The 22,590-nt window shown below is 50.8% G+C and carries 22 protein-coding genes; 14 read left to right on the top strand and 8 right to left on the bottom strand.

Annotation, left to right across the window (positions count from 1 at the left end; translation table 11 throughout):
• The first annotated feature begins 198 nt into the window (after nt 1-198).
• The gene (locus tag LQ901_RS05200; protein WP_152136208.1) at nt 199-2,376 is read left to right on the top strand and encodes a hypothetical protein; all 2,178 of its coding nucleotides are present in this window, start codon (nt 199-201) and stop codon (nt 2,374-2,376) included.
• Between the two features lie 111 nt (nt 2,377-2,487).
• Here the strand turns inward: LQ901_RS05200 and pnuC are convergent, their stop codons facing one another.
• The 4 genes from pnuC to miaE form a co-directional block, all read right to left on the bottom strand.
• A complete protein-coding gene (gene pnuC, locus LQ901_RS05195) occupies nt 2,488-3,216 on the bottom strand; it encodes a nicotinamide riboside transporter PnuC (RefSeq protein WP_152136207.1) in 729 nt (242 codons plus the stop codon).
• The gene (locus LQ901_RS05190; protein ID WP_152128310.1) at nt 3,216-3,965 is read right to left on the bottom strand and encodes a nucleoside phosphorylase; all 750 of its coding nucleotides are present in this window, start codon (nt 3,963-3,965) and stop codon (nt 3,216-3,218) included. Before LQ901_RS05190 ends, pnuC begins: the two co-directional genes overlap by 1 nt.
• Before the next feature lie 127 nt (nt 3,966-4,092).
• Complete coding sequence (locus LQ901_RS05185) at nt 4,093-4,785, bottom strand: Crp/Fnr family transcriptional regulator (protein WP_081632875.1); 693 nt, start codon at nt 4,783-4,785, stop codon at nt 4,093-4,095.
• Nucleotides 4,786-5,243: 458 nt separating this feature from the next.
• Complete coding sequence (gene miaE / locus LQ901_RS05180; RefSeq protein WP_064977840.1) at nt 5,244-6,008, bottom strand: tRNA isopentenyl-2-thiomethyl-A-37 hydroxylase MiaE; 765 nt, start codon at nt 6,006-6,008, stop codon at nt 5,244-5,246.
• Nucleotides 6,009-6,225: 217 nt separating this feature from the next.
• On the opposite strand from miaE, the gene LQ901_RS05175 reads away from it, so the two are divergent.
• On the top strand, nt 6,226-7,002 hold the full coding sequence (locus LQ901_RS05175) for a hypothetical protein (RefSeq protein WP_064977841.1): 777 nt from the start codon (nt 6,226-6,228) through the stop codon (nt 7,000-7,002).
• Here LQ901_RS05175 and catB read toward each other — a convergent pair.
• Nucleotides 6,954-7,607, bottom strand: coding sequence for a type B chloramphenicol O-acetyltransferase (catB, locus tag LQ901_RS05170; protein ID WP_064977842.1), 654 nt, complete (start codon nt 7,605-7,607; stop codon nt 6,954-6,956). The genes LQ901_RS05175 and catB overlap by 49 nt on opposite strands.
• Nucleotides 7,608-8,025: 418 nt before the next feature.
• Between catB and LQ901_RS05165 the strand changes: the two genes are divergently transcribed.
• Entirely contained in the window at nt 8,026-9,183 is a 1,158-nt protein-coding gene (locus LQ901_RS05165) for an iron-containing alcohol dehydrogenase (protein WP_152136206.1), read from the top strand.
• Nucleotides 9,184-9,496: 313 nt separating this feature from the next.
• On the top strand, nt 9,497-10,219 hold the full coding sequence (locus tag LQ901_RS05160; RefSeq protein ID WP_039044826.1) for a DUF3581 family protein: 723 nt from the start codon (nt 9,497-9,499) through the stop codon (nt 10,217-10,219).
• Nucleotides 10,220-10,426: 207 nt separating this feature from the next.
• Here the strand turns inward: LQ901_RS05160 and LQ901_RS05155 are convergent, their stop codons facing one another.
• Together LQ901_RS05155 and LQ901_RS05150 are read right to left on the bottom strand one after the other, a co-directional pair.
• Nucleotides 10,427-10,846, bottom strand: a complete 420-nt coding sequence (locus LQ901_RS05155) for a thioesterase family protein (RefSeq protein WP_039044953.1) — start codon at nt 10,844-10,846, stop codon at nt 10,427-10,429.
• Between the two features lie 190 nt (nt 10,847-11,036).
• Nucleotides 11,037-11,519, bottom strand: coding sequence for a hypothetical protein (locus tag LQ901_RS05150; protein WP_064977844.1), 483 nt, complete (start codon nt 11,517-11,519; stop codon nt 11,037-11,039).
• Nucleotides 11,520-12,117: 598 nt separating this feature from the next.
• Here LQ901_RS05150 and ccoN point away from each other — a divergent pair.
• From ccoN to uspE, 10 genes are all read left to right on the top strand, one after another.
• Complete coding sequence (gene ccoN / locus LQ901_RS05145; RefSeq protein ID WP_233672023.1) at nt 12,118-13,560, top strand: cytochrome-c oxidase, cbb3-type subunit I; 1,443 nt, start codon at nt 12,118-12,120, stop codon at nt 13,558-13,560.
• A 15-nt stretch (nt 13,561-13,575) separates the two neighbouring features.
• A complete protein-coding gene (gene ccoO / locus LQ901_RS05140) occupies nt 13,576-14,193 on the top strand; it encodes a cytochrome-c oxidase, cbb3-type subunit II (protein WP_010863843.1) in 618 nt (205 codons plus the stop codon).
• Nucleotides 14,194-14,204: 11 nt separating this feature from the next.
• The gene (locus LQ901_RS05135) at nt 14,205-14,390 is read left to right on the top strand and encodes a CcoQ/FixQ family Cbb3-type cytochrome c oxidase assembly chaperone (RefSeq protein WP_010863844.1); all 186 of its coding nucleotides are present in this window, start codon (nt 14,205-14,207) and stop codon (nt 14,388-14,390) included.
• Nucleotides 14,387-15,409: a cytochrome-c oxidase, cbb3-type subunit III gene (gene ccoP, locus LQ901_RS05130; RefSeq protein ID WP_064977845.1), complete on the top strand. Its 1,023-nt coding sequence runs from the start codon at nt 14,387-14,389 to the stop codon at nt 15,407-15,409. Before LQ901_RS05135 ends, ccoP begins: the two co-directional genes overlap by 4 nt.
• Before the next feature lie 185 nt (nt 15,410-15,594).
• A complete protein-coding gene (locus LQ901_RS05125) occupies nt 15,595-16,083 on the top strand; it encodes a FixH family protein (RefSeq protein ID WP_233672022.1) in 489 nt (162 codons plus the stop codon).
• Between the two features lie 18 nt (nt 16,084-16,101).
• Nucleotides 16,102-18,561, top strand: coding sequence for a heavy metal translocating P-type ATPase (locus tag LQ901_RS05120; protein WP_233672021.1), 2,460 nt, complete (start codon nt 16,102-16,104; stop codon nt 18,559-18,561).
• A 6-nt stretch (nt 18,562-18,567) separates the two neighbouring features.
• Nucleotides 18,568-18,792 (top strand): cbb3-type cytochrome oxidase assembly protein CcoS, encoded by a 225-nt coding sequence (gene ccoS / locus LQ901_RS05115; protein WP_010863848.1) that lies wholly within the window; start codon nt 18,568-18,570, stop codon nt 18,790-18,792.
• Nucleotides 18,789-19,472 carry a sulfite exporter TauE/SafE family protein gene (locus LQ901_RS05110; RefSeq protein ID WP_233672020.1) on the top strand — a complete coding sequence of 228 codons (684 nt, stop codon included), beginning with the start codon at nt 18,789-18,791 and terminating at the stop codon, nt 19,470-19,472. Before ccoS ends, LQ901_RS05110 begins: the two co-directional genes overlap by 4 nt.
• A 65-nt stretch (nt 19,473-19,537) precedes the next feature.
• Nucleotides 19,538-20,287 (top strand): FNR family transcription factor, encoded by a 750-nt coding sequence (locus tag LQ901_RS05105; protein WP_010863850.1) that lies wholly within the window; start codon nt 19,538-19,540, stop codon nt 20,285-20,287.
• A 142-nt stretch (nt 20,288-20,429) separates the two neighbouring features.
• Entirely contained in the window at nt 20,430-21,377 is a 948-nt protein-coding gene (gene uspE, locus LQ901_RS05100; protein WP_010863851.1) for a universal stress protein UspE, read from the top strand.
• 146 nt (nt 21,378-21,523) lie between these two features.
• Here the strand turns inward: uspE and LQ901_RS05095 are convergent, their stop codons facing one another.
• Entirely contained in the window at nt 21,524-22,444 is a 921-nt protein-coding gene (locus tag LQ901_RS05095) for a cation diffusion facilitator family transporter (RefSeq protein ID WP_255698148.1), read from the bottom strand.
• Between the last annotated feature and the right edge of the window lie 146 nt (nt 22,445-22,590).

The raw sequence follows: 22,590 nt of genomic DNA, 5'->3' as shown, positions 1-22,590 counted from the left end.
TTAAAACTTCAGGTTATTCACGCTCAGGATCGGGAAATGCGTGTTAAGCACACGACAGTGCACACGATTTCTTTTGCTGTGACGAAATAATGCCTAAGGCATCGCGGGAAAATGTCACTGGAATGACAATCTCTCGCTACACATCGTGGCATTATGGCTCTTCGGCAGCATCCGGCATCCAAAACGGAACAGATTATTATGGACAGCTCTACCACCAGCATGACACCGGATACGCCTACCGATAAAAATTTGATTGAGTGGTCATGCAAATACACGCCCCGCACGGGAATTAGCCCGGATACGACAGAATTCTATTACCAGCTCTTTGACGATCGATTGGAATATTCCACAATCCAATACAACGCATTAGCCAAATTCCTGTTCGGTGCTGGTGCGGTGATCATGATTGTATTTTTAACTTTCGGATTAGGGCTAGGTCCGGTAGCTGGATTTTTAGGCTTGTGTGCCGGTAAGTTAATCTACAGTGCGTTAATCCTCAATACGGGGCCTATTGCCATTGCGCGTGCGGACATCCGCTCACTGCAATTATCAGAAGACCACCGTAAACTGAATTTGACCTTGCATGATGACAGCCAAGTACTTATCCACACTGATCCGGATATTTACCCCACGCTCACTGAGCTGCTTATTGCCCAAGGCTGCACCGTTCACGGTGAAATGATTGCCGCAAGTGCAAATCACAACGATAAAATTGCCGATGCCGCGCCCCAGCCACATAAACGCACCATCATTATTGGATTAGTCGTGGTGTGGATTGGCGCGGCGGTCGTATTTAGCCAAATCGATGGTAATAGCGTTGCGAGCAGTCACATCGCATTAGAATCACCGACGTCAGACGCTGCATCATCGGTTAGCAATGAGCTATTCCAGATAGAAAAAGCCATTAATGCGGATGATAGAAATTATCTGGCCGAAAAAGTTCCTAACGTGAAAGCGCTCTACGCCAATGATGGCGCTTTTGCCGCCATCAAAAATGACGGTAGCCTGATCACTTGGGGCTTTAGCTTTCAAGGCGCTAATAGCAGCCCACAAGTTCAGGCACTACACAATATTAAAAGCGTGCTGCCCTTTAATGGTGGCTTGCATGGCATGCTCGAACAGCTCGGTTTTTTTGCTCTGACCGAAGATGATCGCTTAGTCACTTGGGGTGAAACACAAGCACCTGCGGAATTAGAGCCACGCTTAACCGAGGTAAAAGAAGTCCTTACCACCCGCCGGATGTACGGCTTTGCCAGTGCTTTTAGCATGATCGCCGTACTCAAAAATGACGGGAGCGTTGTCAGCTGGGCCCCACCACAAGAAAAGGACAGCGACGTCGGACAGGCCAACAGCCTGACCGATATTCAAAGCATCACCGACTCATATGGCTGCTTTATCGCGCTAGATAAGCAAGGTGCCACGCACGTATGGGGCTACAGCACATGCGAATCTGACTTAGCGCCCAAGCTGAGCAATCGGACATATAAGCGCATTCGCGCCTATGGCGACCAAATCCTGGCAGAAACCCTTGATGATACCGTTTTGGTGATTTCGAACCGCGCAGAAACACAACCGCGATACGTATTACCGCAATGGGCTGCCAATATCAGCGAGTTTTATGCCGGTCACCGCACCAATGCCGCGTTATTAACTGACGGCACGTTGATGTACTGGCAGCAGCCGACCGCTAGCGATCCTAAGCCTCGCGCATACAAGCAGCTAGATCAGGTACAGCAAGTACAATCAGTGGGCGTGTACACCGAACCCGATATCGGCTGGACCGATTTGCTGGCACTGACGACCGATGGCGAGGTGGTGAATATTGATGAATCAGAGAGTGCTTCAGAGCGCTTCTTTGAAAATTGTAATAACTTCAGCCAGATCCAAAAAATTATACCTCTGCCCAATCAACAACACGTGATGCTGTATGACCGTAATGAAAGCATTTATTTTTGTGGCGATGCGCCGTTAGAGCTGCGCAGCTATAACGGCACCGTGATCCCGCAGCTACAAAGTACCGAGTTGTTCTTACAATCTTACCTGTACCTGACTCAAGGTAGCGGACAAGTGTCCGTCCTGATGACAATGACAGATGCAGATTACGACAATTACGCGAAATTCTTCGCCGAAAACATGCAAAACAGTCAAACCCAAATCATCTCCAACGGTTCACTGCTGTCGCTCAACCAAGATCAAACCCTTAGTGCGCTCACACCACAAGATAAACCGGCGCTAAAAAATATTGGGAAAGTGCGTCAAGCCCTCGCCAATACCACCGGCTTTGCTGTACTGGATGATAACGGTACCCTCCATACGTGGCGCACCACAGGCTACATGGATGATGAGTTTATCTCAGTGCCGAAAGAAGAGCTGTAACGAGAACTCGCGCTGCGAGCCGCTTGCACCAACAAAAACACCGGCATTCGCCGGTGTTTTTTTCACTCCATCACGCATGCAATGGGCATGCGTGGGTATCTAAATGCGCAATTACAGCGATTCCGATGCCAACGGACGCGAACCATGACGCTCGGCACTGCGAATCCACGTCACCGAGCCCATCACCGCAATCGCGGTCAGCAAAATATACTCCAGTGACATCGCATACACGCCCTGCACGGCATAAATCACTACACTGATCAGGTCAATGACAATCCACAACAGCCAGTTCTCTACATATTTGCGAGTCATCAAAATCATCGCCGCAATCGACAGCACTAACATTGCCGAATCCCACAATGGGAAGGCATCCGGTTGCAGCTCAGGCATCGTCACGGCCAGCCCCATTCCCTGCATCAGGTCAATGGCGACGGTGGTCAAAAAGGCAAATACCGGATCGATAAACTGGCTCATCAGAATAATCGCCACCACGCACACACCGGTCAGCGTCAGCGCTTTACTGCGCGACAACCAACGAATTTTCAGCGCTGCTTCGTTGTCGGCGTTTTGTCGGCTCCACGCATACCAGCCATACACGTTGGCGACAAAGAAAAACACCTGTAACAGCAAACTTGCATACAGCTGAATTTGAAAGAAAATGGCTGCAAATAACGTCACATTGATGAGACCAAACAGATAGTTAATGATCTTCTCTTTGCTGGCAAACCAGATACACAGCAAACCAAAAATGGTGCCGATAGCTTCAATCCACGACAGAGCATAACCGCCTTCACCCAACGGAATATTCACCATCACATTGTTAATACTGAAAAAATCCATCACACATTCTCCTTATTATAATCTTGATAGATAGCGGCCAAGGCCAATTCAATCTCGCGCGCCTCACCCAGATGTCCGCAAGAGTCTGCCTCTTGATAGGCATTAATCCCTTGTTCTAACTCTCCGCTGCTCGTCACCACCACATTCAATACCGAAGCGGTGCGCATGCCACGCAGTGCGCCAATGACCATCAACGGCGCCGTTTCCATGTCCGCAGCCAAAATACCAAAGGCAGCCCACTTAGCGGTTAATTCAGCTTCGTGGTCGGTATAAAAGCTATCATGACTACGCACATAGCCGCTGTGGGTCGGGAACTGCAAACGCTGCGCTTGCGTTTGTAAGCAATGCACTAAGCCGGTGTCAGCGCATGCCGGATAGCCTGATGGTACATAAATCTGTGACGTGCCCTCATCCCGTACCGCGCCTGTCGCAATCACCAGATCACCAAGCTGCATCGGCGCTTGTAATGCCCCGCAACTGCCAATACGAATCAAGGTAGTAACGCCAATGCGCTGCAACTCTTCGATGGCTATTGCCGCTGACGGGCCACCAATGCCGGTCGACAATACCAACACCTCAATGCCCTGATACCAGCCACGCAAAGAGCGAAACTCGCGGTTATAGGCCAGTGGCTGTACGTCATCCAAAAAGCGGGCAACATGCTCAACTCGCTGCGGATCGCCAGGCAGCAACGCGTAACGCGCGCCAGTCATCGCTCGGCTTAAACGAATGTGTGGTTGCAATTCCATCATGGGGTACCTCACTTTGTTGCCTCGCCTCACTACCGCGCCATTACTATGGTCATGACTATGCCATTCGCGCAGATGCTCAAGGCAACACGGGTCAACGCCGATGCTTCACAGAAGACAATTCGGCTTACATACCGGCTTGCGCACGTAAACGTGGCGCATCCAGCAATCGAATTTGTTCACCATCCACCGCAATAATTTGCTGCTCTTTCAGCTCATGCAGGATCCGGTTAATACTGCGCGGCGCCGCCGCAAACTCATGGCTCAACTGCTGCTTATCCAGCATCGCGCAAGGGCTACCGTGAGTCTCAAATTGCTCCCACAACGCCAGCGCTACCCGCTGATGCAGCGTATACAAGTTATCGGCCCCCGCTTTTTGCGATAAGCGATAATATTGCTGGCTAAACGTACGTAACATGCTCTGATTAAAGTGATTATCGAGTGCTAGCCACTGGCTAAAATCATCACGTGATAAGCGCAATAAGCGCGTATCTTCTGTCGCTTCAACCGAGCAGATGTAAGGGCGCTGCTCAAAAATCTCCAACTCGCCCAGCATGTCGCCTTTGCCGTAATTGGCCTGCTGATAACGTCGCCCATCATCCGTTTCCAAGAACACATCCACCCGGCCTTGTAAAATCAGGTGAAAATGGCGACAAGGTTCATGCTGACGACAAATCAGTGTTCCACGAGTTACCTGCAGTAACCGCCAACGCCGCATCACGTCCAACGGACAATGTTTTACCAGTTCATACAGCGCCGGCTCATTGCTGATCAGCTCGACAATCGCCAGCCAATCGTCCGGATATAAGCTCTTTTTCATGCTGAACACTATAAAGTTTCCTCTGCAGGTAAAGACAGGACCGTAGTCCACCCAGCTAACAGCCTGCGCAGCGCAAAATGTCGCGAAGGTCTGATATTACACACCCAAGGCGGACAAATGTCCCACACCGCAACAACTGGCAAAATTTCGTGATGGCCATCACGCGTGACATCTCTTGCAGCAACGCTATACGCTCAGCGTGAAAAGCAAAAACCCTAAATAAACTAGGGATAAAAGCAAAAGCCCATAACAGAGCTACAAGAGGGAAAAGAGGGAAAAGAGGGAAAAGCACAATACGCTGTTACAGCGCAAACCAAAGCACACTGCCCATCTTTAGCGGCCAAGCAGCCTACCTCGTGCTCATCACATACCTATGGCAAAAAAGAACAATTCGTGGTGTTGATACCGTATAACTCACTCAGCATCAACCTCACACTACCGCCGCGCTGATTCGCTATTTAGTGCCAAACAGGCACACCACTGTGGAATTTAAACTCCGGATCCGGTGAGGTAATCAGCTCCGCTTCCACTGCTGCAAAGTAAGCGATACGCGCACTGATATCCTGCCCCGCCACGGCCTGAGCTAATGACAGATAATCTTGATAGTGACGCGCCTCCGAGCGCAGCAGCGACAGATAAAATCGCCCTAACTCCTCATCCAAGTAAGGAGCCAGCTTGGCAAAGCGCTCACACGAACGCGCCTCGATAAACGCGCCGATAATCAGCTTATCGACCAACGCATTCGGCTCAAAGTGCTGCACATGACGCATCATACTCTTCGCATACCGACTCGCGGGCAGCGGCTCATAGGGGATCTGCTTTTGCGCCATGATCTCCAGCACCTGATAAAAGTGATGCAGCTCTTCTTTGATCAGCAGCACCATCTTATCCACCAGCTCCGCACCATAACGGCAATCTGCACGCACAATCACCTGTTTCGATGCCGCACTTTTCCCACGCAGCGTCTCCACAGAGCCTAATCGGCGATACGCCAGATCCTCATAAGGCTGCAGCCACGCATTGAGCATCGCGGCACTTTCGGGCTCCACGGCATAGCGACGAATCAAAAACAGCGCACTTTGCGCCGCTTTTAGCTCGCACAACAGATGATCGCGTAAAATCACCGGCAAATTTTCGGGCTTTCTCGCCTCAGTGATCCAGCTATCGGGCGTCACCGCCTGTAAAAACTGGTACACAGGCTCAAGCAATTGTTCAACAGACATACCGTTCTAAAATAGCGTTATACAAGAGTGGTGGTTTACCATAACCTGATAATAACATTATGTTTGCGCCCTGCCATCAGGCCTACGCTCCCAAAACTCGGCATAGCAGCAATAACGCCTTGCCGTGCACAATGAGTAAGTCGCAATGGGCAATGGGCAATGGGCAATGGGCAATGGGCAAACACTCTCGACTGACCTCAATTGAAACCGAACTCAAATGCACAAGACACTTGTCGATTACCAAACTCGCATCGCCGCACTGCCAGATAAACCGAGCTATACGCGCAACGATCTACTGATTCCCGATTTTCTGCTAGAAAAATCCGGCACGTTGGAGATTTACTACGCGCCACACAACGAATACGCCAACTCACAAGCTCGCGTCTTTATCGTGGGGATCACGCCCGGCTTTCAGCAGATGTCACAAGCCTTTGTCACCGCGCATCGTGGGCTGGTAGCCGCAAAGTCACTGGCCACCATTCAATACGAATGCAAAGTGGCCGCTCGTTTTAGTGGCAGCATGCGCACCAATATCATCAACATGCTCGACAGCCTGCACCTAAACCAAGCGTTAGGTCTGGCCAGCTGCGCCGCCTTATTTGATGAACAAGATCATTGGTTACACACAGTGTCACTGATCCCCTATCCCGTTTTTGTCAAAGGCACCAACTACACCGGCCATACGCCCAAACTGGGTAAGACAGCGCTACTGATGAACTACGCACGTCACACCTTTGCGCACGAGTTCGGCCAGTTGCAGCACAAAGATCACGTCTTACTCATTCCGCTAGGCAAAGCTGTCGAAGAGGTTTTACAGCAACTGGCCAGCGAAGGCTGCGTGGATGCCTCACAAATTTTATCCGGTTTCCCGCATCCCTCCGGAGCCAACGTCAACCGTCTGAAGGAGTTGGAAAAACATCGCTCCGCATTAGAAACACAGATCCGTCAGTTTGCTACGGCAATTGCGCCACTTCGCACCTGCTCACACCAGTAAGCATATAAACCGGCTACGTCACCGGCACACAGTCGCGATACCGCAGGCGCAATCACTTCATCCGGCCACAGCCACCACTGCATCTCCTGCAACTGCGCAATGGCCGCCTCGTCAAAACGAAAACGGATATGCTTGGCCGGATGCCCACCGACAATCTCATACGGCGCGACATCCTTGGTCACCAAAGCTCGGCTAGCAATCACCGCGCCATTACCGACTTTAACCCCCGGCATGATCATCGCCTCAGTGCCAATCCACACGTCATGCCCAATTTCGGTGTCTCCTGCACGCACAAAGCCATCTTGCGCCGCAGAAAACAGCGGATTGTCCATATAGAAAAAAGGAAACGTTGATACCCAATCGGTCCGGTGCCCTTGGTTGCCCGCCATCATAAATACCGCCCCAGAGCCGATAGAGCAGAAATTGCCGATGCGCAGCTTATCGACATCATCCCTATCAGGACTTAGGTAGCGCGCACAGTCATCAAAACTATGACCATGGTAATAACCAGAATAATAGCTATGTCGACCTGCAATAATGTTCTTATTGGTAATTTGTTCTTGGAGCGATTTACCCGCAAACGGGCTGGAAAAATAATTTTGCATAATACTGTCGATACCTTACGTCGATGATGCCCACAGATATGTAACGTAAACCTTGTCAGCCAGCAAAACAAAACAGTGTCTAAAACGTCATAACTGCCACATCTATACCCAAACAACGTGAAGCTGCAGGTAGGCGGCAAGTGAGTGAATCCCCATGAGCATAGACAAACTATGTGATTGGGGTGAACGAACGTAGCCAACACCGCTGCAGCTTCAAGTAGGAAGGGGATATTGCAAAATACCGCCAAAGACAAAAAACCAGCAAAATAATGTCGCCACTTTACTTAGATAGACAGATAATCTTTCATTACAACCGGCAATCAATAAAAACATCACCGGTAGCCATTTTGGATTAGGCTGGAGCACATCTGATAGCAGGTCTCCCCGGCAGCATGTAGACATTTAAGGAGCTGATCTCATGGAGTCTTTTGTTTTTTATAACCCGACCGAAGTATTGTTCGGTCAGCAGCAAATTGCCCGGCTGGCCGAGCGTATTCCGGCCGATGCGCGGATCCTGATCACTTATGGTGGTGGCAGCGTGATCCGCTTTGGCACATTGGATGAAGTACGCCAAGTCCTGCACAAACACACATTCTTTGAATTCGGTGGCATCGAGCCGAATCCGTCTTACGAAACCTTGATGCAAGCTGTCGCGGCCGTTAAAGAGCATCAAATTGACTACCTGCTGGCTGTTGGTGGTGGATCTGTGGTGGATGGCACTAAATTCATTGCCGCTGCGGCCTGTTTTACCGGCGATGATCCGTGGGACATCCTGAGCAAGCAAGCACCGGTTGAGCGCGCACTGCCGCTGAGCTGCATTCTGACCCTGCCAGCCACCGGCTCAGAAACCAACTCCTTTGCCGTGATCAGCCGTAAATCCGATCACAGTAAACTGGCTTTCGCCAGCCCACGCGTCTATCCACAACACGCGGTACTTGACCCAACCAAAACCTATACCTTGCCAGAGCGGCAAATCAGTAACGGCGTTGTCGATGCGTTTATCCATATTCTGGAGCAATACCTGACCTATCCGGTCAATGCCAAAGTGCAAGATCGTTTTGCCGAAGGTCTGTTGCTGACCTTGCTGGAAGAAGGCCCACGCGCGCTGGCCACCCCAACAGATTACGACATCCGCGCCAACATCATGTGGAGTGCTACTATGGCACTGAACGGTTTGATTGGTGTGGGCGTGCCACAAGACTGGTCAACTCACGCCATTGGCCACGAGCTCACCGCGGCGTACGGTTTGGATCATGCGCAAACCTTGGCTATCGTTTTGCCTGTATTGCTGGATGTACAGCGCGAGCAGAAAAAGCAAAAACTGCTGCAATATGCCGAACGCATCTGGGGCTTGCGTGATGGTAAAGACGAGCATCGCATCAACAAAGCCATCGAGAAAACCCGCGAGTTTTTTGAAATGATGCGTGTAAAAACGCATCTGGCCGATTACGGTATCAATGCCAAAGATGCTGCGGAAAAAGTGGTTTCCTCACTCAAACGTCACCACATGACGGCACTGGGCGAGCACAAAGACATCACCCCTGAAGTGGTCGCGCGTATTTTGTTAATGGCTTAATTTTTCAGATGTTATGCGGGCTAGCGTAGCCACAAGGGCATGCTAGCTGTCGATAAAATCGATAAATATACCGCCCAAAAACCATACAATAAGAGGACACAGATAATGCATCTGATGTCCTCTTTCTCTCCTCATTTTTCATTCGTTTCTCCTCACACATCTCTGCCGCTCAAGTACTCGCAATTCGCTCATCACCGCACAACTGCGTTAGCCAGTAACAGGCCACACCTCCGATCACTTAACTGGCTAGACCATTTGACCACGAAAATTTAGCTACACTGCTGTCATGTTATTAATCAGAAGATCTGATGCCATGTTCCTTCAGCCGTATTACCAATCAGCCGCAGACAGCTTTCACTTCAGCCGCGAGCAGGCCAGTCACTTTGCCAAACGCATCGCCGGCGACTTCAACCCCATCCACGATCCCGATGCCAAGCGCTTTTGTGTACCGGGTGACCTGCTGTTTGCCCTGATCATGAGCAAAATCGGCCTGAGCCAACACATGCATTTTGATTTTGCCGGTATGGTTTCTGATGGTGTGACTCTTAGCCTCAATAGCGAAGATCAGCAGCTGTGGTGTGTAACCGATGACAGCGGTAAAAACTACCTCAATGTTGCCACATCAGGGGAGACGACCTTTGATAGCCACATCACCGAGCAAGTGATCCGCAGCTATGTGGCATTTTCCGGTATGAATTTCCCACATATCATGGTTCCGCTGATGGAACAAACCCAGCACATGATCCATCCAACGCGCCCGTTGGTGATTTATGAAAGCATGTCACTGGAGATGTCATCACTGGAGCTGGCGCGCCCAAGCGTACGCCTGAGCAATGCCAGTATGGATATCGAAGGGAAACGCGGCAATGTAACGCTAGAATTTGTCTTTACCGAAAATGGTAAAGAAGTGGGCATGGGACGCAAACGCATGGTCGCTAGCGGTCTGATCCCATATCAGCAAGATGCCGTCAACGACTTAGTCAGCCGCTTTGAGCAACGCAAACATGCCTTTTTAAATCAGGCTCTGGTCGCGTAAACCTACGAGTTACGGGACTATTGCTTAACAGAACCGTCTTAAAAGCCGCAGTTTGAATCATAACGACATCAAACTGCGGCTTAAAATAACATTCGAATTCAGACACAACCGCTAAACTACCGTTTCTTGCTATTACTGTTGATTGGCTGTTGCTAAGCCGCTGCGACTAAATCCAGCGCGACTAAACTGCTTAGCTTAAGTTATAGATCAGGTCGTTGCGCCACAACCACGGGCGAAGCCTTGCTCCAAACGCTCACGTAAATCACCCTCCAAGGCCAACACCTTTTGCGTTTTCATATCCACGCAGACAAAGGTGATCGCTGCATCAGCAATCAGATCACCACTTTCGACACATACAATGCGTTGTTGTAACACCCCACTGCGCTCCCCCAGACGCTCCAGATGACAATCGACGCTCAAATGCTGATTGAGCAGCGCCGGCTTGCGATAATTAATATTGATATTCGCAATCACAAAGCCAACACCACGCTGCATATACCAAGCTAAATCACCGCTGGTTTCCAGCCAATGCCAACGCGCCTCCTCCAAAAACTCCAGATACCGCGCATTATTCACATGCTGATAGGCATCCAGATGATAACCCCTAACCCGAATGCTAACCGGCAATATCGCCTTATTTCCATCGCTCATCGCTAACTCCTTGCTGGATCTTTCCTCGATCCTAACGGGATATCACGGAGGAACTGCTGATGCCTCGTGTTGTGTTATTGCACTGTTGAATTCCCTTTTACGCACTGATTTTCAAGATGTGCACTGCATGTTTGCATTACCGTAAGGCAATCACGCGCAGACTCATCTATTTAGCAACATCAAATAACAGCGGATAGCTCTCGCCTGCGGCTACCACATTCACCAGCCACACCATCTTGTCACTGGTGCAAGAACCCACTTGGAAAGAGGCAATCCAATCATCGCCTTGGCGAGTAAATACCAGCGGGATCACGCCCATATACATATCGCGCCCTTCAACCGTGCCTTGCGGTACTACCGTAGCCGGTAAGCCAGATAAACGTAACTGCAACTCACTTTCGGCCTGTGGCGGCAGTGGCGATAATTCCAAGGTTATCGCAGCACCAGCTTTACTTTCCAATGCGCAGCTCTGCAGATTTAAATTGCACAGCGTACTGGCTGATGGAGCACTGCCGTTCGTCATATCGGTTTGTTGTTGTGCGCGGGTTTCATAAAATGACCACGTCCGCCACGCCACTAACGCCAGAAAGATAATTAACACCACAATCAGCTGGATTAACCGTGCACGGGTGAGTTTCTCGGCAGCCACATTTACTCCTTTATTGCTATTACTGAATGTTCACGTCATTACGCATAACGCGCGTACCTAAATTGGCGATGATGCGATTGGCGCTGATACGCTCTCAACTCTCGCTCTATTGTACTGATTTATGGTGCTTTGGTTATCGGTGTTAATGCTAATTATTTCGCTGATATCGCTATTGTCAGCGATAAAAGTCAGCGAGTTAGCGCGTGTCATAACACCCGTATTGATCGCACCTCAGTGTGCTAAGTGGATTAACCCGCACACTTAGCTAGCAGCACCAGCTGTGGCAGCGCTATTTAGCCACTCAACCACACGAGCTGAATCACACAAGCTATATAAGCGCTTAGCACTATAAGTGCCTTACAACCTCATACACCGTTACGATACCCACAAATTTGTTATCTCACCGTAACAAATGTGTGCTTTTTTTGCTGCACTTCATGCATGACTCAAGTAGAATCGGAAACGGAAAATGCCGCGTTTACAGTAAGTAGCAAAAAAACCGGACAGAGCCTCTCTTCCGGACGCGGCAAAACAGAGATGTTCCTGCACAGGGATACATTAGTGTAGTTGATAGTGACAACAGCGGAAGCACGTCATCATGACCCAACAGATGAATACGCTTGAGCAAACTTACAACTATACAGTCGTGCGCCAATTCGCCATCATGACCTTGGTCTGGGGCATTGTGGGCATGTCTGTAGGTGTTCTGATTGCTGCGCAACTTATTTGGCCTCAGCTTAACTTCGAAACACCGTGGCTGACTTATAGCCACTTACGTCCGTTACATACCAATGCGGTCATCTTTGCCTTTGGAACCTCGGCGTTGATGGCAACATCGTTTTATGTTGTCCAACGAACATCGCAAACCGCTCTCTTTGCGCCCAAATTAGCGCAATTTGTGTTCTGGTGCTGGCAGTTAGTGATCCTGTGTGCAGCGATCTCGCTGCCGATGGGATTTACCACGTCCAAAGAGTACGCCGAGCTGGAATGGCCGATTGATATCCTGATCGCCATTGTGTGGGTGGCCTATGCTATCTGCTTCTTTGGCACCATCGCCAAGCGTAAAGTCTCCCATATCTATGTTGCCAACTGGTTCTTCGGTGCCTTTATCATCACCGTGGCCGTATTGCACATTGTTAACAGTATGGCGATCCCACTGACCCTGACCAAATCCTATTCGCTGTACTCCGGTGCAGTCGATGCAATGGTACAGTGGTGGTACGGGCACAACGCTGTAGGCTTCCTGCTGACCGCCGGTTTCCTCGGCATGATGTACTATTTCGTTCCGAAACAAGCGGGCCGTCCGGTGTATTCATACCGTCTGTCCATCGTGCACTTCTGGGCGCTGATCTCCTTGTATATCTGGGCCGGTCCGCACCATTTACACTACACCGCGCTGCCTGACTGGACGCAAACCCTCGGCATGGTGATGTCTGTGATCCTGTTCGTGCCTTCTTGGGGCGGTATGATCAATGGCATTATGACCCTGTCTGGTGCTTGGCATAAGCTGCGGGATGATCCGATACTGCGCTTTTTGGTGGTTTCCCTCTCCTTCTACGGGATGTCAACCTTCGAAGGCCCAATGATGGCGATCAAAACCGTCAACGCCCTGTCCCACTACACTGATTGGACCGTTGGTCACGTGCACTCTGGTGCGCTGGGCTGGGTAGCGTTGGTCACTATTGGCTCGCTGTATCACCTGATCCCAGCCTTGTTCCACCGCGAGAAGATGTACAGCACCCGTCTTATCAACGTGCACTTCTGGCTGGCGACCATTGGTACGGTGTTGTACATCGTGTCCATGTGGATCTCCGGTGTCATGCAAGGCCTGATGTGGCGTGCTGTCAATGCCGATGGCACCCTGACCTACTCATTTGTGGAAGCGTTACAGGCATCTTATCCGTTCTATTTCATCCGGTTTGTCGGCGGCTTATTCATCATCACCGGCATGTTTGTGATGGCCTATAACACCTATAAAACCATTACGGATAGCAGCACGGAACTCGATCCAGTGAACAAAGCTGCCGGTGAACCAGCCTGACAGGGAAGAATAACAATGAGCAGTCAGAACAACCGCCACGAGATCGTGGAAAAAAATATCGGCCTGTTAGCTATCCTGATCGTGGTTGCGATCAGCCTCGGCGGGCTGGTAGAGATTGTGCCGCTGATGTTCCAGAAAGAGACCACTCAACCGGTCTCCAACCTCAAGCCTTACACCGCCTTACAGATGGAAGGGCGCGATATTTATATTCGCGAAGGTTGCCACACCTGCCATAGCCAGATGGTGCGTCCGCTGCGCGCCGAAACCGAGCGTTACGGCCACTACTCTGTGGCCGGTGAATCGGTATGGGAGCACCCCTTCTTGTGGGGCTCTAAGCGTACGGGCCCGGATCTGGCGCGCGTTGGTGGCCGTTACTCCGATACTTGGCACCGTGAGCACCTGTTAGACCCGCGTTCCGTTGTACCGGAGTCCAACATGCCCGCTTTCCCATGGTTGGAAGAAAATGTGCTGACCGGTGAGCTCACCGGTAAGAAGCTGGCACTGTTTCGCGATAATTTCGGGGTTCCTTACACCGAAGCGCAAATTGCCTCTGCCGGTGCGGATGTAAAAGGTAAAACCGAAATGGATGCGCTGATTGCCTATCTGCAGTCCCTCGGTCTGGCGATGAAATAAGGAGTATGCAGATGGATTTCGGAGTCATTCACAGCATCTACACTGTGGTGGTCTTTGTCAGTTTCCTTGGCATCATCGTCTGGGCTTACAGCAAAAAACAGAAGGCCCGTTTTGACGAAGCCGCCAATCTGGTTTTTGCCGACGAGCAGACACCACCACAGGAATCACAGACGCCTGCAGGGAGTAAGCAAGCATGAGTCTTTTCTGGACACTTTGGATCACCATCATCACGCTGGCCACGATCTTTGGCTGCGGCGTCCTGTTGTGGTGGTGTACAAAAGATAAAATGGGCGTCGATGAAGGCTCTGACATGGGCCACAGCTACGACGGCATTAAAGAAATCAACAACCCGCTACCAAAATGGTGGCGCTACATGTTCTGGATGACCATCGTGTTTGCGTTGGGCTATCTGGTGCTGTATCCAGGCTTAGGTGCATGGGGTAACTTGCTCGGCTGGCACAGTGCTAACCAGAGCGTGTTGTCGTTGCAAGAGTCGAATGCCGCGGTCGAAAAAGCCAAGGCCGCTGGCCAATACGTGCAATACGACCAAGAAAAGGCTCAAGCCGACAAAACCTTCGGCGAAACCTTTAAAAAGCTGGCTTATCAGGCTGATGGCACAACCTTCCGTCCGTTGACCGAAGTGGCAAATGATCCGAACGCCATGAAAGTTGGGAAAGCGTTATTCTTGCAAAACTGCGCCCTGTGCCACGGGTCAGATGCGCGCGGACAAAAAGGCTTCCCGAACCTGACCGACAATGATTGGCTGTACGGCGGAGAGCCGGAAGTGATCAAAACCACCATTTTGCATGGTCGTATCGGTGCAATGCCAGCGTGGAAAGACACCTTAGGCCCAGATGGCGTTCGTGAAGTTGTCAGCTACGCCTTAAGTTTGTCCGGCCGTAAGGTCGACCCACGGGAAGCGGAAGCCGGCAAAAAACGTTTTGTGCTGTGTGCCGCTTGTCATGGTCCGGATGGTAAAGGTAACCCTGCTGTCGGTGCACCAAACCTGACTGACCAGATTTGGCTGTACGGCGGAACCCGTGCCAATGTCGAAGAAACGGTGAAATATGGCCGTAATGGACAGATGCCAGCATGGCAATCCATTCTGGGTGACGATAAAGTCCATCTGTTGGCCGCTTATGTGTTTAGCTTGAGCCAAAATAACGGCGGACAAGCCGGTATGGCAACCAATGAACCGGCAAAAGCCGCGCATTGATTAACCGTTACCCGCTAAAACATCGCTAAACGCAAACATAGCTAGACGTAACACAATGAAAACACGATTGCTGGACGACGCAGCACTGCTGTCCGTCCGGCAACCGTCTCAACAGGAACCAACTTGCGTGCGTTAATGAGCATGAAGCAATTTGGACGAAAAACTCACAGGGACGGATAAACACAATGACACAACAGGTCTGGTATAAGCAGTTCTGGCCTTGGTTTCTGATCCTGCTCCCCCTTGCCGCGGTTGCAGCCAGTTTTTACACCCTAAAATTGGCCATTACCCACCGTGACAGTTTGGTGGTAGATGATTATTACAACAAAGGCAAAGCCATCAACGAAGATATCAGCCGTTTGCAATTGGCTGAACAACTGCATATCCAAGGCGATTTGCTGATTGTCGGCGAGCAAGCGCGCTTGACGCTGAAAAAAGGTGAACTCCCCGCCTTCCCTGCTCTTAAGATCTATTTCTATCACCCGACCTTGCAAGATCATGATTTCAATCTGATGATCAACGCCGATTACAATGGGGTGTACCGCTTTGATCTGCCATCGGCGATCACCGGCAAGTGGCAAGTGAGTATCGAGCCGTTCGACTCGGGCTGGCGGCTACAAGAGTCCATCACATTGCCATCCAGCGCGCTATTTTCCTTCTCCGGGCACCGTTAATAATGGAAGTTGTATATTATGGATGCTGTTCATGCCTGCTATCACTGCGGGGAGCCGGTTCCACCCGGTAGCCGCTATGAGGTTATTCTGTTCAACGAGCCGCGCGCTATGTGCTGTCCCGGCTGCCAAGCCGTCGCTCAGACCATTGTCGACAGCGGACTGACATCCTATTACCAGTACCGTACAACGCCTGCATCACGAAGCGAGTTGGTTCCGGACGAGCTGAAAAATCTGCAACACTACGACTTGCCTGAAGTACAAGCCGAATTCGTGCACCAAAATAACCAAGGCAATGAAACTCGAAATGAAATCAGCCTATCGCTTGATGGCGTGACATGCGCAGCCTGCGCATGGCTGATTGAAAAACACCTTGGCCAAAGCGATGGCGTACTCAGTATTCAGGTCAATGCCACCGCACAGCGCGCATTGCTGCGTTGGGATCCGGCGCAAGTGCGCCTCAGCGAATTACTGGCGCGCCTGCGCCGCTTAGGTTACCAAGCCGCGCCGTTTGAAGTCGCCAGCCAAGAGCAGCAATACCGGCGCGAAATGAACAGCTACCTGCGTAAACTGGGGATCGCCGGTTTAGCCAGCATGCAGGTGATGATGGTCGCCGTTGCCCTGTATCTTGAAATGTTCAGTGATTTGGATGCGACCCAGCGTTGGTATTTTCGCTGGGTTAGCCTCATCATGTCGACGCCGGTGATCCTCTACGCTTCCCTGCCCTTCTATTACAGTGCTTGGCGCAGCCTCAAGGCTCGCACACTGAATATGGATGTTCCGGTTTCTTTTGCCTTAATTGGTGCCTACATTGCCAGTGCTTACGCCACTATCACCAATCAAGGCGAGGTGTACTTTGAATCCATCACCATGTTTGCCTTTTTCTTGTTACTGGGGCGTTTTCTGGAGATGCGCGTGCGGCGCTTAGCCACTGAGGCCACCAGCAATTTGCTTAAATTGGTGCCCAGCATCGCCACACGGGAAAACGGCGAACAAGTGGCGGCCAAAAGCCTCCGCCCGGGCGATCGGATTATCATCCGCCCCGGCGAGCGAGTCCCGGCCGATTCTTGTATTACCGATGGAATCAGTGACGTCAACGAATCCATGCTGACCGGTGAATACTTACCGGTCACTAAACAAAAACACGATCCAGTGTACGCCGGTACCGTTAACGGCGAAGGCAGCTTAACGGCGCAAGTCACCCACACCGGTGCCGACAGCCTGCTAGCATCCATTTTACGCCTGCAAGATCAAGCGCTGCAGACCAAACCGGCCATTGTGCTGATTGCCGATCGGATTGCCCGTTACTTTGTGTGGGCCTTGCTGCTGATTGCCGCCATGACATGGTTCGGCTGGCACCTGTATGAGCCCGAAAAAGCATTCTGGGTGACGCTTTCCGTATTGGTGGCTACCTGCCCGTGTGCATTAGCCCTAGCTACGCCGACCGCCGTTACATGCGTCATCTCGCGCCTAAGCCAAATGGGGCTGTTAGTCCGTAAAGGGCATGCGTTAGAGACCTTATGTCAGGTCAATCGGATCGTACTGGATAAAACCGGCACCATCACCGAAGGACGCATGTCACTGGTGCGCACTGATGTGCTAACAGCACAACGCTCAAGTGCCGACGTACTGGCTCTGGCCGCCGCACTGGAAGCGCACAGTGCCCACCCGATAGCGCGGGTATTTCAGCATCTCAGCAATACCTCCGTGAACTCCGGCTCACCGAGCGCGTACAGCGCCGAACAAGCAGAAATTGTCACCGGTAATGGTATCCGCGCCCGTATTAACGGCACGGTTTATCGTATCGGACACTATGATTTTGCTTGCGCAGCGTTGGCCAACACAAACGTTGCTACCACAGAGCAGGCTCACCGCCAGCCTAGCGATGTGCCGGCGGGAGTTTTGCCGGTCTATCTGGCAAATGAAACACAGCTGCTAGCCTGCTTCTGGCTGCAAGACCCATTACGTGACGATGCTCTGGCTAGCCTTACTCACCTAAATCAGCGCGGTATTCAACTTTCGCTGCTCACCGGCGATCGCTCCGGCGCCGCCGATTACATTGCCGCACAATTGCCGCTAGCTGATTGGCATAAAGGATTATCGCCACAAGACAAACTCAATTACCTACAACAACGTCAGCAACAAGGTGAGATAGTAATGATGGTCGGCGATGGCGTGAACGATGCGCCGGTCTTAGCCGGTGCGCACTTATCGGTGGCAATGGGTAGTGGAACCGACTTGGCGAAAAACGCTGCTGACATGGTTTTGCTGTCCGATAAACTGGATCGTTTACCGCAGGCGCTGCATTTGGCACGCCGAACTCGCCGAATTATCCGTGAAAACTTGGCGTGGTCACTCGGCTACAACTTGGTGATTTTACCCCTGGCGATCAGCGGCATGCTTCCTCCGTATCTGGCCGCTATCGGCATGTCGGCCAGCTCGCTGATTGTGGTGCTTAACTCGTTGCGTTTAATGAGGTAGCGCAAGATGGATATTATTTATGTACTGGTTCCGATCGCCATGTTGTTCGTGCTGGTGGCAGTACTGGTGTTTCTGTGGGCGGTGAAATCTGAGCAATTTGAAGATTTAAATCGCCAAGGGATGCAAATTCTGTTTGAGGAAGATGAGCAGCCTAGCGCTGCGCGTCCAGCAGCTAACAAGCCTGATAGCAAAACACAAACTAAAAACCCAGATCAGGGGCCATTAGCATGATCACATTGAGTGCCACCGGAGCAGTATTGGTCGGCTTAGCTGGCGCAGGCCACTGCTTAGGCATGTGTGGAGGCGTAGCCGCCGCCTTGACCTTTGCTTTACCGGATCAAAACTCGCTCTGGCGTAAAACGGGCTATCTGCTGCTGTACAATATCGGCCGTATTTTGGCTTATTCTTTAGCAGGCTTACTGCTCGGCGGGCTCTTTGCCTCACTGGCGGATCTCGCCGCCGGCAAAACCTTATTGCTGGTTTTACGCTTGCTGGCCGCCGTGATGATGATTGCGCTTGGCCTGTACATGGGGCAATGGTGGTTTGGGCTACAGCGTTTTGAAGCCCTCGGCCAACATGTGTGGAAACGCGTTAAACCGCTGGTTCAAGCGATGATCCCACTGAAAAATCCGTTTATGGCGTTGCCTCTTGGCTTTGTCTGGGGTTGGTTGCCGTGCGGATTGGTGTACTCCACTCTCACGTGGGCATCGGCATCCGGCAGTGCGCTGTCGGGCGCGGCCATCATGTTAGGCTTTGGTCTGGGCACCTTACCGGCCATGTTAGTGGTCGGACAAGCTGCGTCTCAGCTGCGAAATTTTCTCTCCGGGATGCTATTTAAACGCACATCTGCCGTGCTACTTTTGTTATATGGCGCACAAACTGCGTATATCGCTATTCAGCAGTTGACATAGTTAACAACTATGCGCTTAAACATGGTAAAATTGACCCATATCAATGTCAGGTAGTGTTATACGTTATGATCCCAGAGAAAAAGACGATACGACGCATTCAATCCGGTGGCTGTGCCATCCACTGTCAGGACTGCAGCATCAGTCAGTTATGTATTCCTTTCACGCTGAATGAAAGCGAACTGGATCAGCTCGATAACATTATTGAACGCAAGAAACCGATTCAAAAAGGTCAGGCGCTGTTCAAAGCAGGAGATGAGCTTAAATCCCTGTACGCGATCCGCTCCGGCACGATCAAGAGCTACACCATCACCGAACAAGGTGATGAGCAGATCACTGCCTTCCATCTGGCCGGCGATCTGGTGGGCTTTGACGCCATCAATAACATGGCGCACCCAAGCTTTGCTCAGGCACTGGAAACCTCGATGGTATGCGAAATTCCGTTCGAGATCCTCGATGACCTGTCGGGCAAGATGCCTAAACTGCGTCAGCAGATGATGCGTCTGATGAGCAGCGAAATCAAAGGCGATCAGGATATGATCCTGTTGCTGTCTAAGAAAAACGCGGAAGAGCGTTTGGCGGCGTTTATCTATAACCTGTCACGTCGTTTTGCGGCGCGCGGCTTCTCACCACGCGAATTTCGCCTGACTATGACCCGTGGTGATATCGGCAATTATCTGGGATTGACTGTCGAAACCATCAGCCGTCTGCTGGGCCGCTTCCAGAAGAGCAACATTCTGGCGGTGAAAGGTAAGTACATCACCATCAATGACATTGATGCTTTATCGGTGCTCGCCGGTAATAATAAACAAGCCTAAGCTCACACTTTGTTCTATCCGGGTCAAGGATGATCAAATTCTTGACCCGTATCTCCCCCTCCAGCTGTCTCTTCTGGTATCTATACATTACGCTTTAGTTATTGTTTTGTAGCGACGGATAACATCTGTGTGGGAGGTATCTATGATTAAATACCGCAACATTCTGGTCGCCATCGATCCTAATCAGGAAGCGCAACCGGCACTGAGCCGAGCTTTATACCTCGCCCAGCAAGAAGAAGGCGCGGAAATTACCGCCTTTTTATCCATTTATGACTTTTCCTACGAAATGACTTCGATGCTGTCTGCTGACGAGCGCCAAGCGATGCGTGATGGCGTGGTTGGGCAGCGGATCAATTGGGTTCGAGACTTACTCAAAGATTACACCGATACCAACGTGCCGATTCATATCAAAGTGGTATGGCACAACCGCCCTTTTGAAGCAATTATTCGCGAAGTTATTCAAGGTGGGCACGATCTGCTGATCAAAGCCACGCACCAGCATGATGGTCTGGAATCACTGATCTTTACCCCAACCGATTGGCACTTGCTGCGTAAGTGTCCGTGCCCAGTGCTGATGGTGAAAAACAATGAGTGGCGTGAATACAGCAAGCTGTTAGTAGCGGTGAACCTCTCGAGTGATGAAGAGTATCACCAGAGCCTGAACGAAAAGCTGATTTGCGAAGCGCAAAGTTTAAGCGTGGCGCTGCAACCCGGCGAAGTGCATTTGGTGAACTCATACCCGTCTACCCCAGTGAATATCTCGATTGATATTCCTGAGTTTGATCCAAAAGCCTATAACGATGCAATTCGCGGACACCACTTGTTAGGCATGAAGACACTGCGCCAGCAATACCATATCAGCGCCGAATGTACCCATGTGGTGGAGGGGTTGCCAGAGGAAGTGATCCCAGATGTTGCCGACAAGATTGATGCTGAGTTAGTTATTTTAGGCACCATTGGCCGTACCGGTATTTCAGCAGCGTTCATCGGTAATACCGCAGAGCATGTGATTGATCGCTTAACGTGTGATTTGTTGGCGGTGAAACCAGACGGGTTTGTTTGCCCAATTACAGACAGTTTAGCCAAATAGCCTCAAGCGCCTTTTAGCTCCGAGTTTGTTAACTGGCAAGTTTAGCTATACCTGTAATTGTATATACCTTAACGACCACTATCCCTTAGCTATCCCTTAAAGATAACCGCCGACACATCTGTCGGCGGTTTTTTATTAGTGTGTGGTTATAACCAGCGTGATTCACTGGTAAAACAGAGTGACAGCCAAGGGTCATTGCCCAGCTCGTCACCCAGCTCATCCCACAACTCTTTGCGGATATGATCCTGACGGTGGATCCCCCAGTCGCCATCGCGGGGCACTAAGATGTTCACTTCCACCTCGTAGCGCCGGCCTATTTTGGCCAGATGACTGGAATATTCGATAAATCCGTGGCGATTGGCAATCCGCGACAGGGTTTCATCCAAATGCGCCGAAAGCGGGCTACGCGGCGCAACTAATAATACTTCACAGAGATTACGGCGCAGTACGCTAATCGGGATAAACATCGCCACCAGCGCCAATGCGGCCACCATAACCGAGTCAATATACACGTTGACCCACGCCAAGCTGGTGCCTTCTAACACTTTAGCCAGCGCAAAACCCAGCAAAATCGTGCAGCTTAAAATGCCATCCACTAGCCACTCTTTCGCATCCACGCGTACCAGTTCGGAGTTTACTGAGCGTGCGACACGCAATTCAACGCTGTAAACACCAAAACAAAATATCGTCGAGACCAGTGCATACAACAGCGCACTGTCCAGATTGATGACATGGCCACCTTGGCGGATAGAAGAGATTGCATTTACGAATGCAAAAATACAGGTCAGTAAGATCACGCCTCCATTGACCACATTGATCAACGGCTCAAGGTGCGCATATCCATACTGAAAACGGTGATCATCGGGACGGGAAACCAGATAAGCAGTCAATAAGCCCAACCCGGTCATGCCCATGCTGAGCAAGGAGAACAAGCCATCCATAAAAATGGCGTTGGAGCCAACCAGCAAGCCATAACCAATGCCAAAGCCTGACATCACGATGGTGCCTGCTAACGACAATTTTAATGCTCTGCGTTCCCTAATAAGTGCATGGTTAAGATCAACCATAGATGTCCTCCACGTTGTGTGTTTAAAAAATATATGCCTGTAAAAAAGGCTGCTAAGCAGCCTTTTCTGATCGCCATTAGCCTACTAAAAGCACAAAACATTTCAATACTGCTGCGCAACAACTTGATAGTGCCAATTGTTATTAC

It is taken from the genome of Plesiomonas sp. PI-19, assembly GCF_021368255.1.
In the GTDB taxonomy this organism is placed as follows: domain Bacteria; phylum Pseudomonadota; class Gammaproteobacteria; order Enterobacterales; family CAMTGL01; genus Plesiomonas; species Plesiomonas shigelloides.
This window is presented reverse-complemented; position numbering and strand designations above follow the sequence as displayed.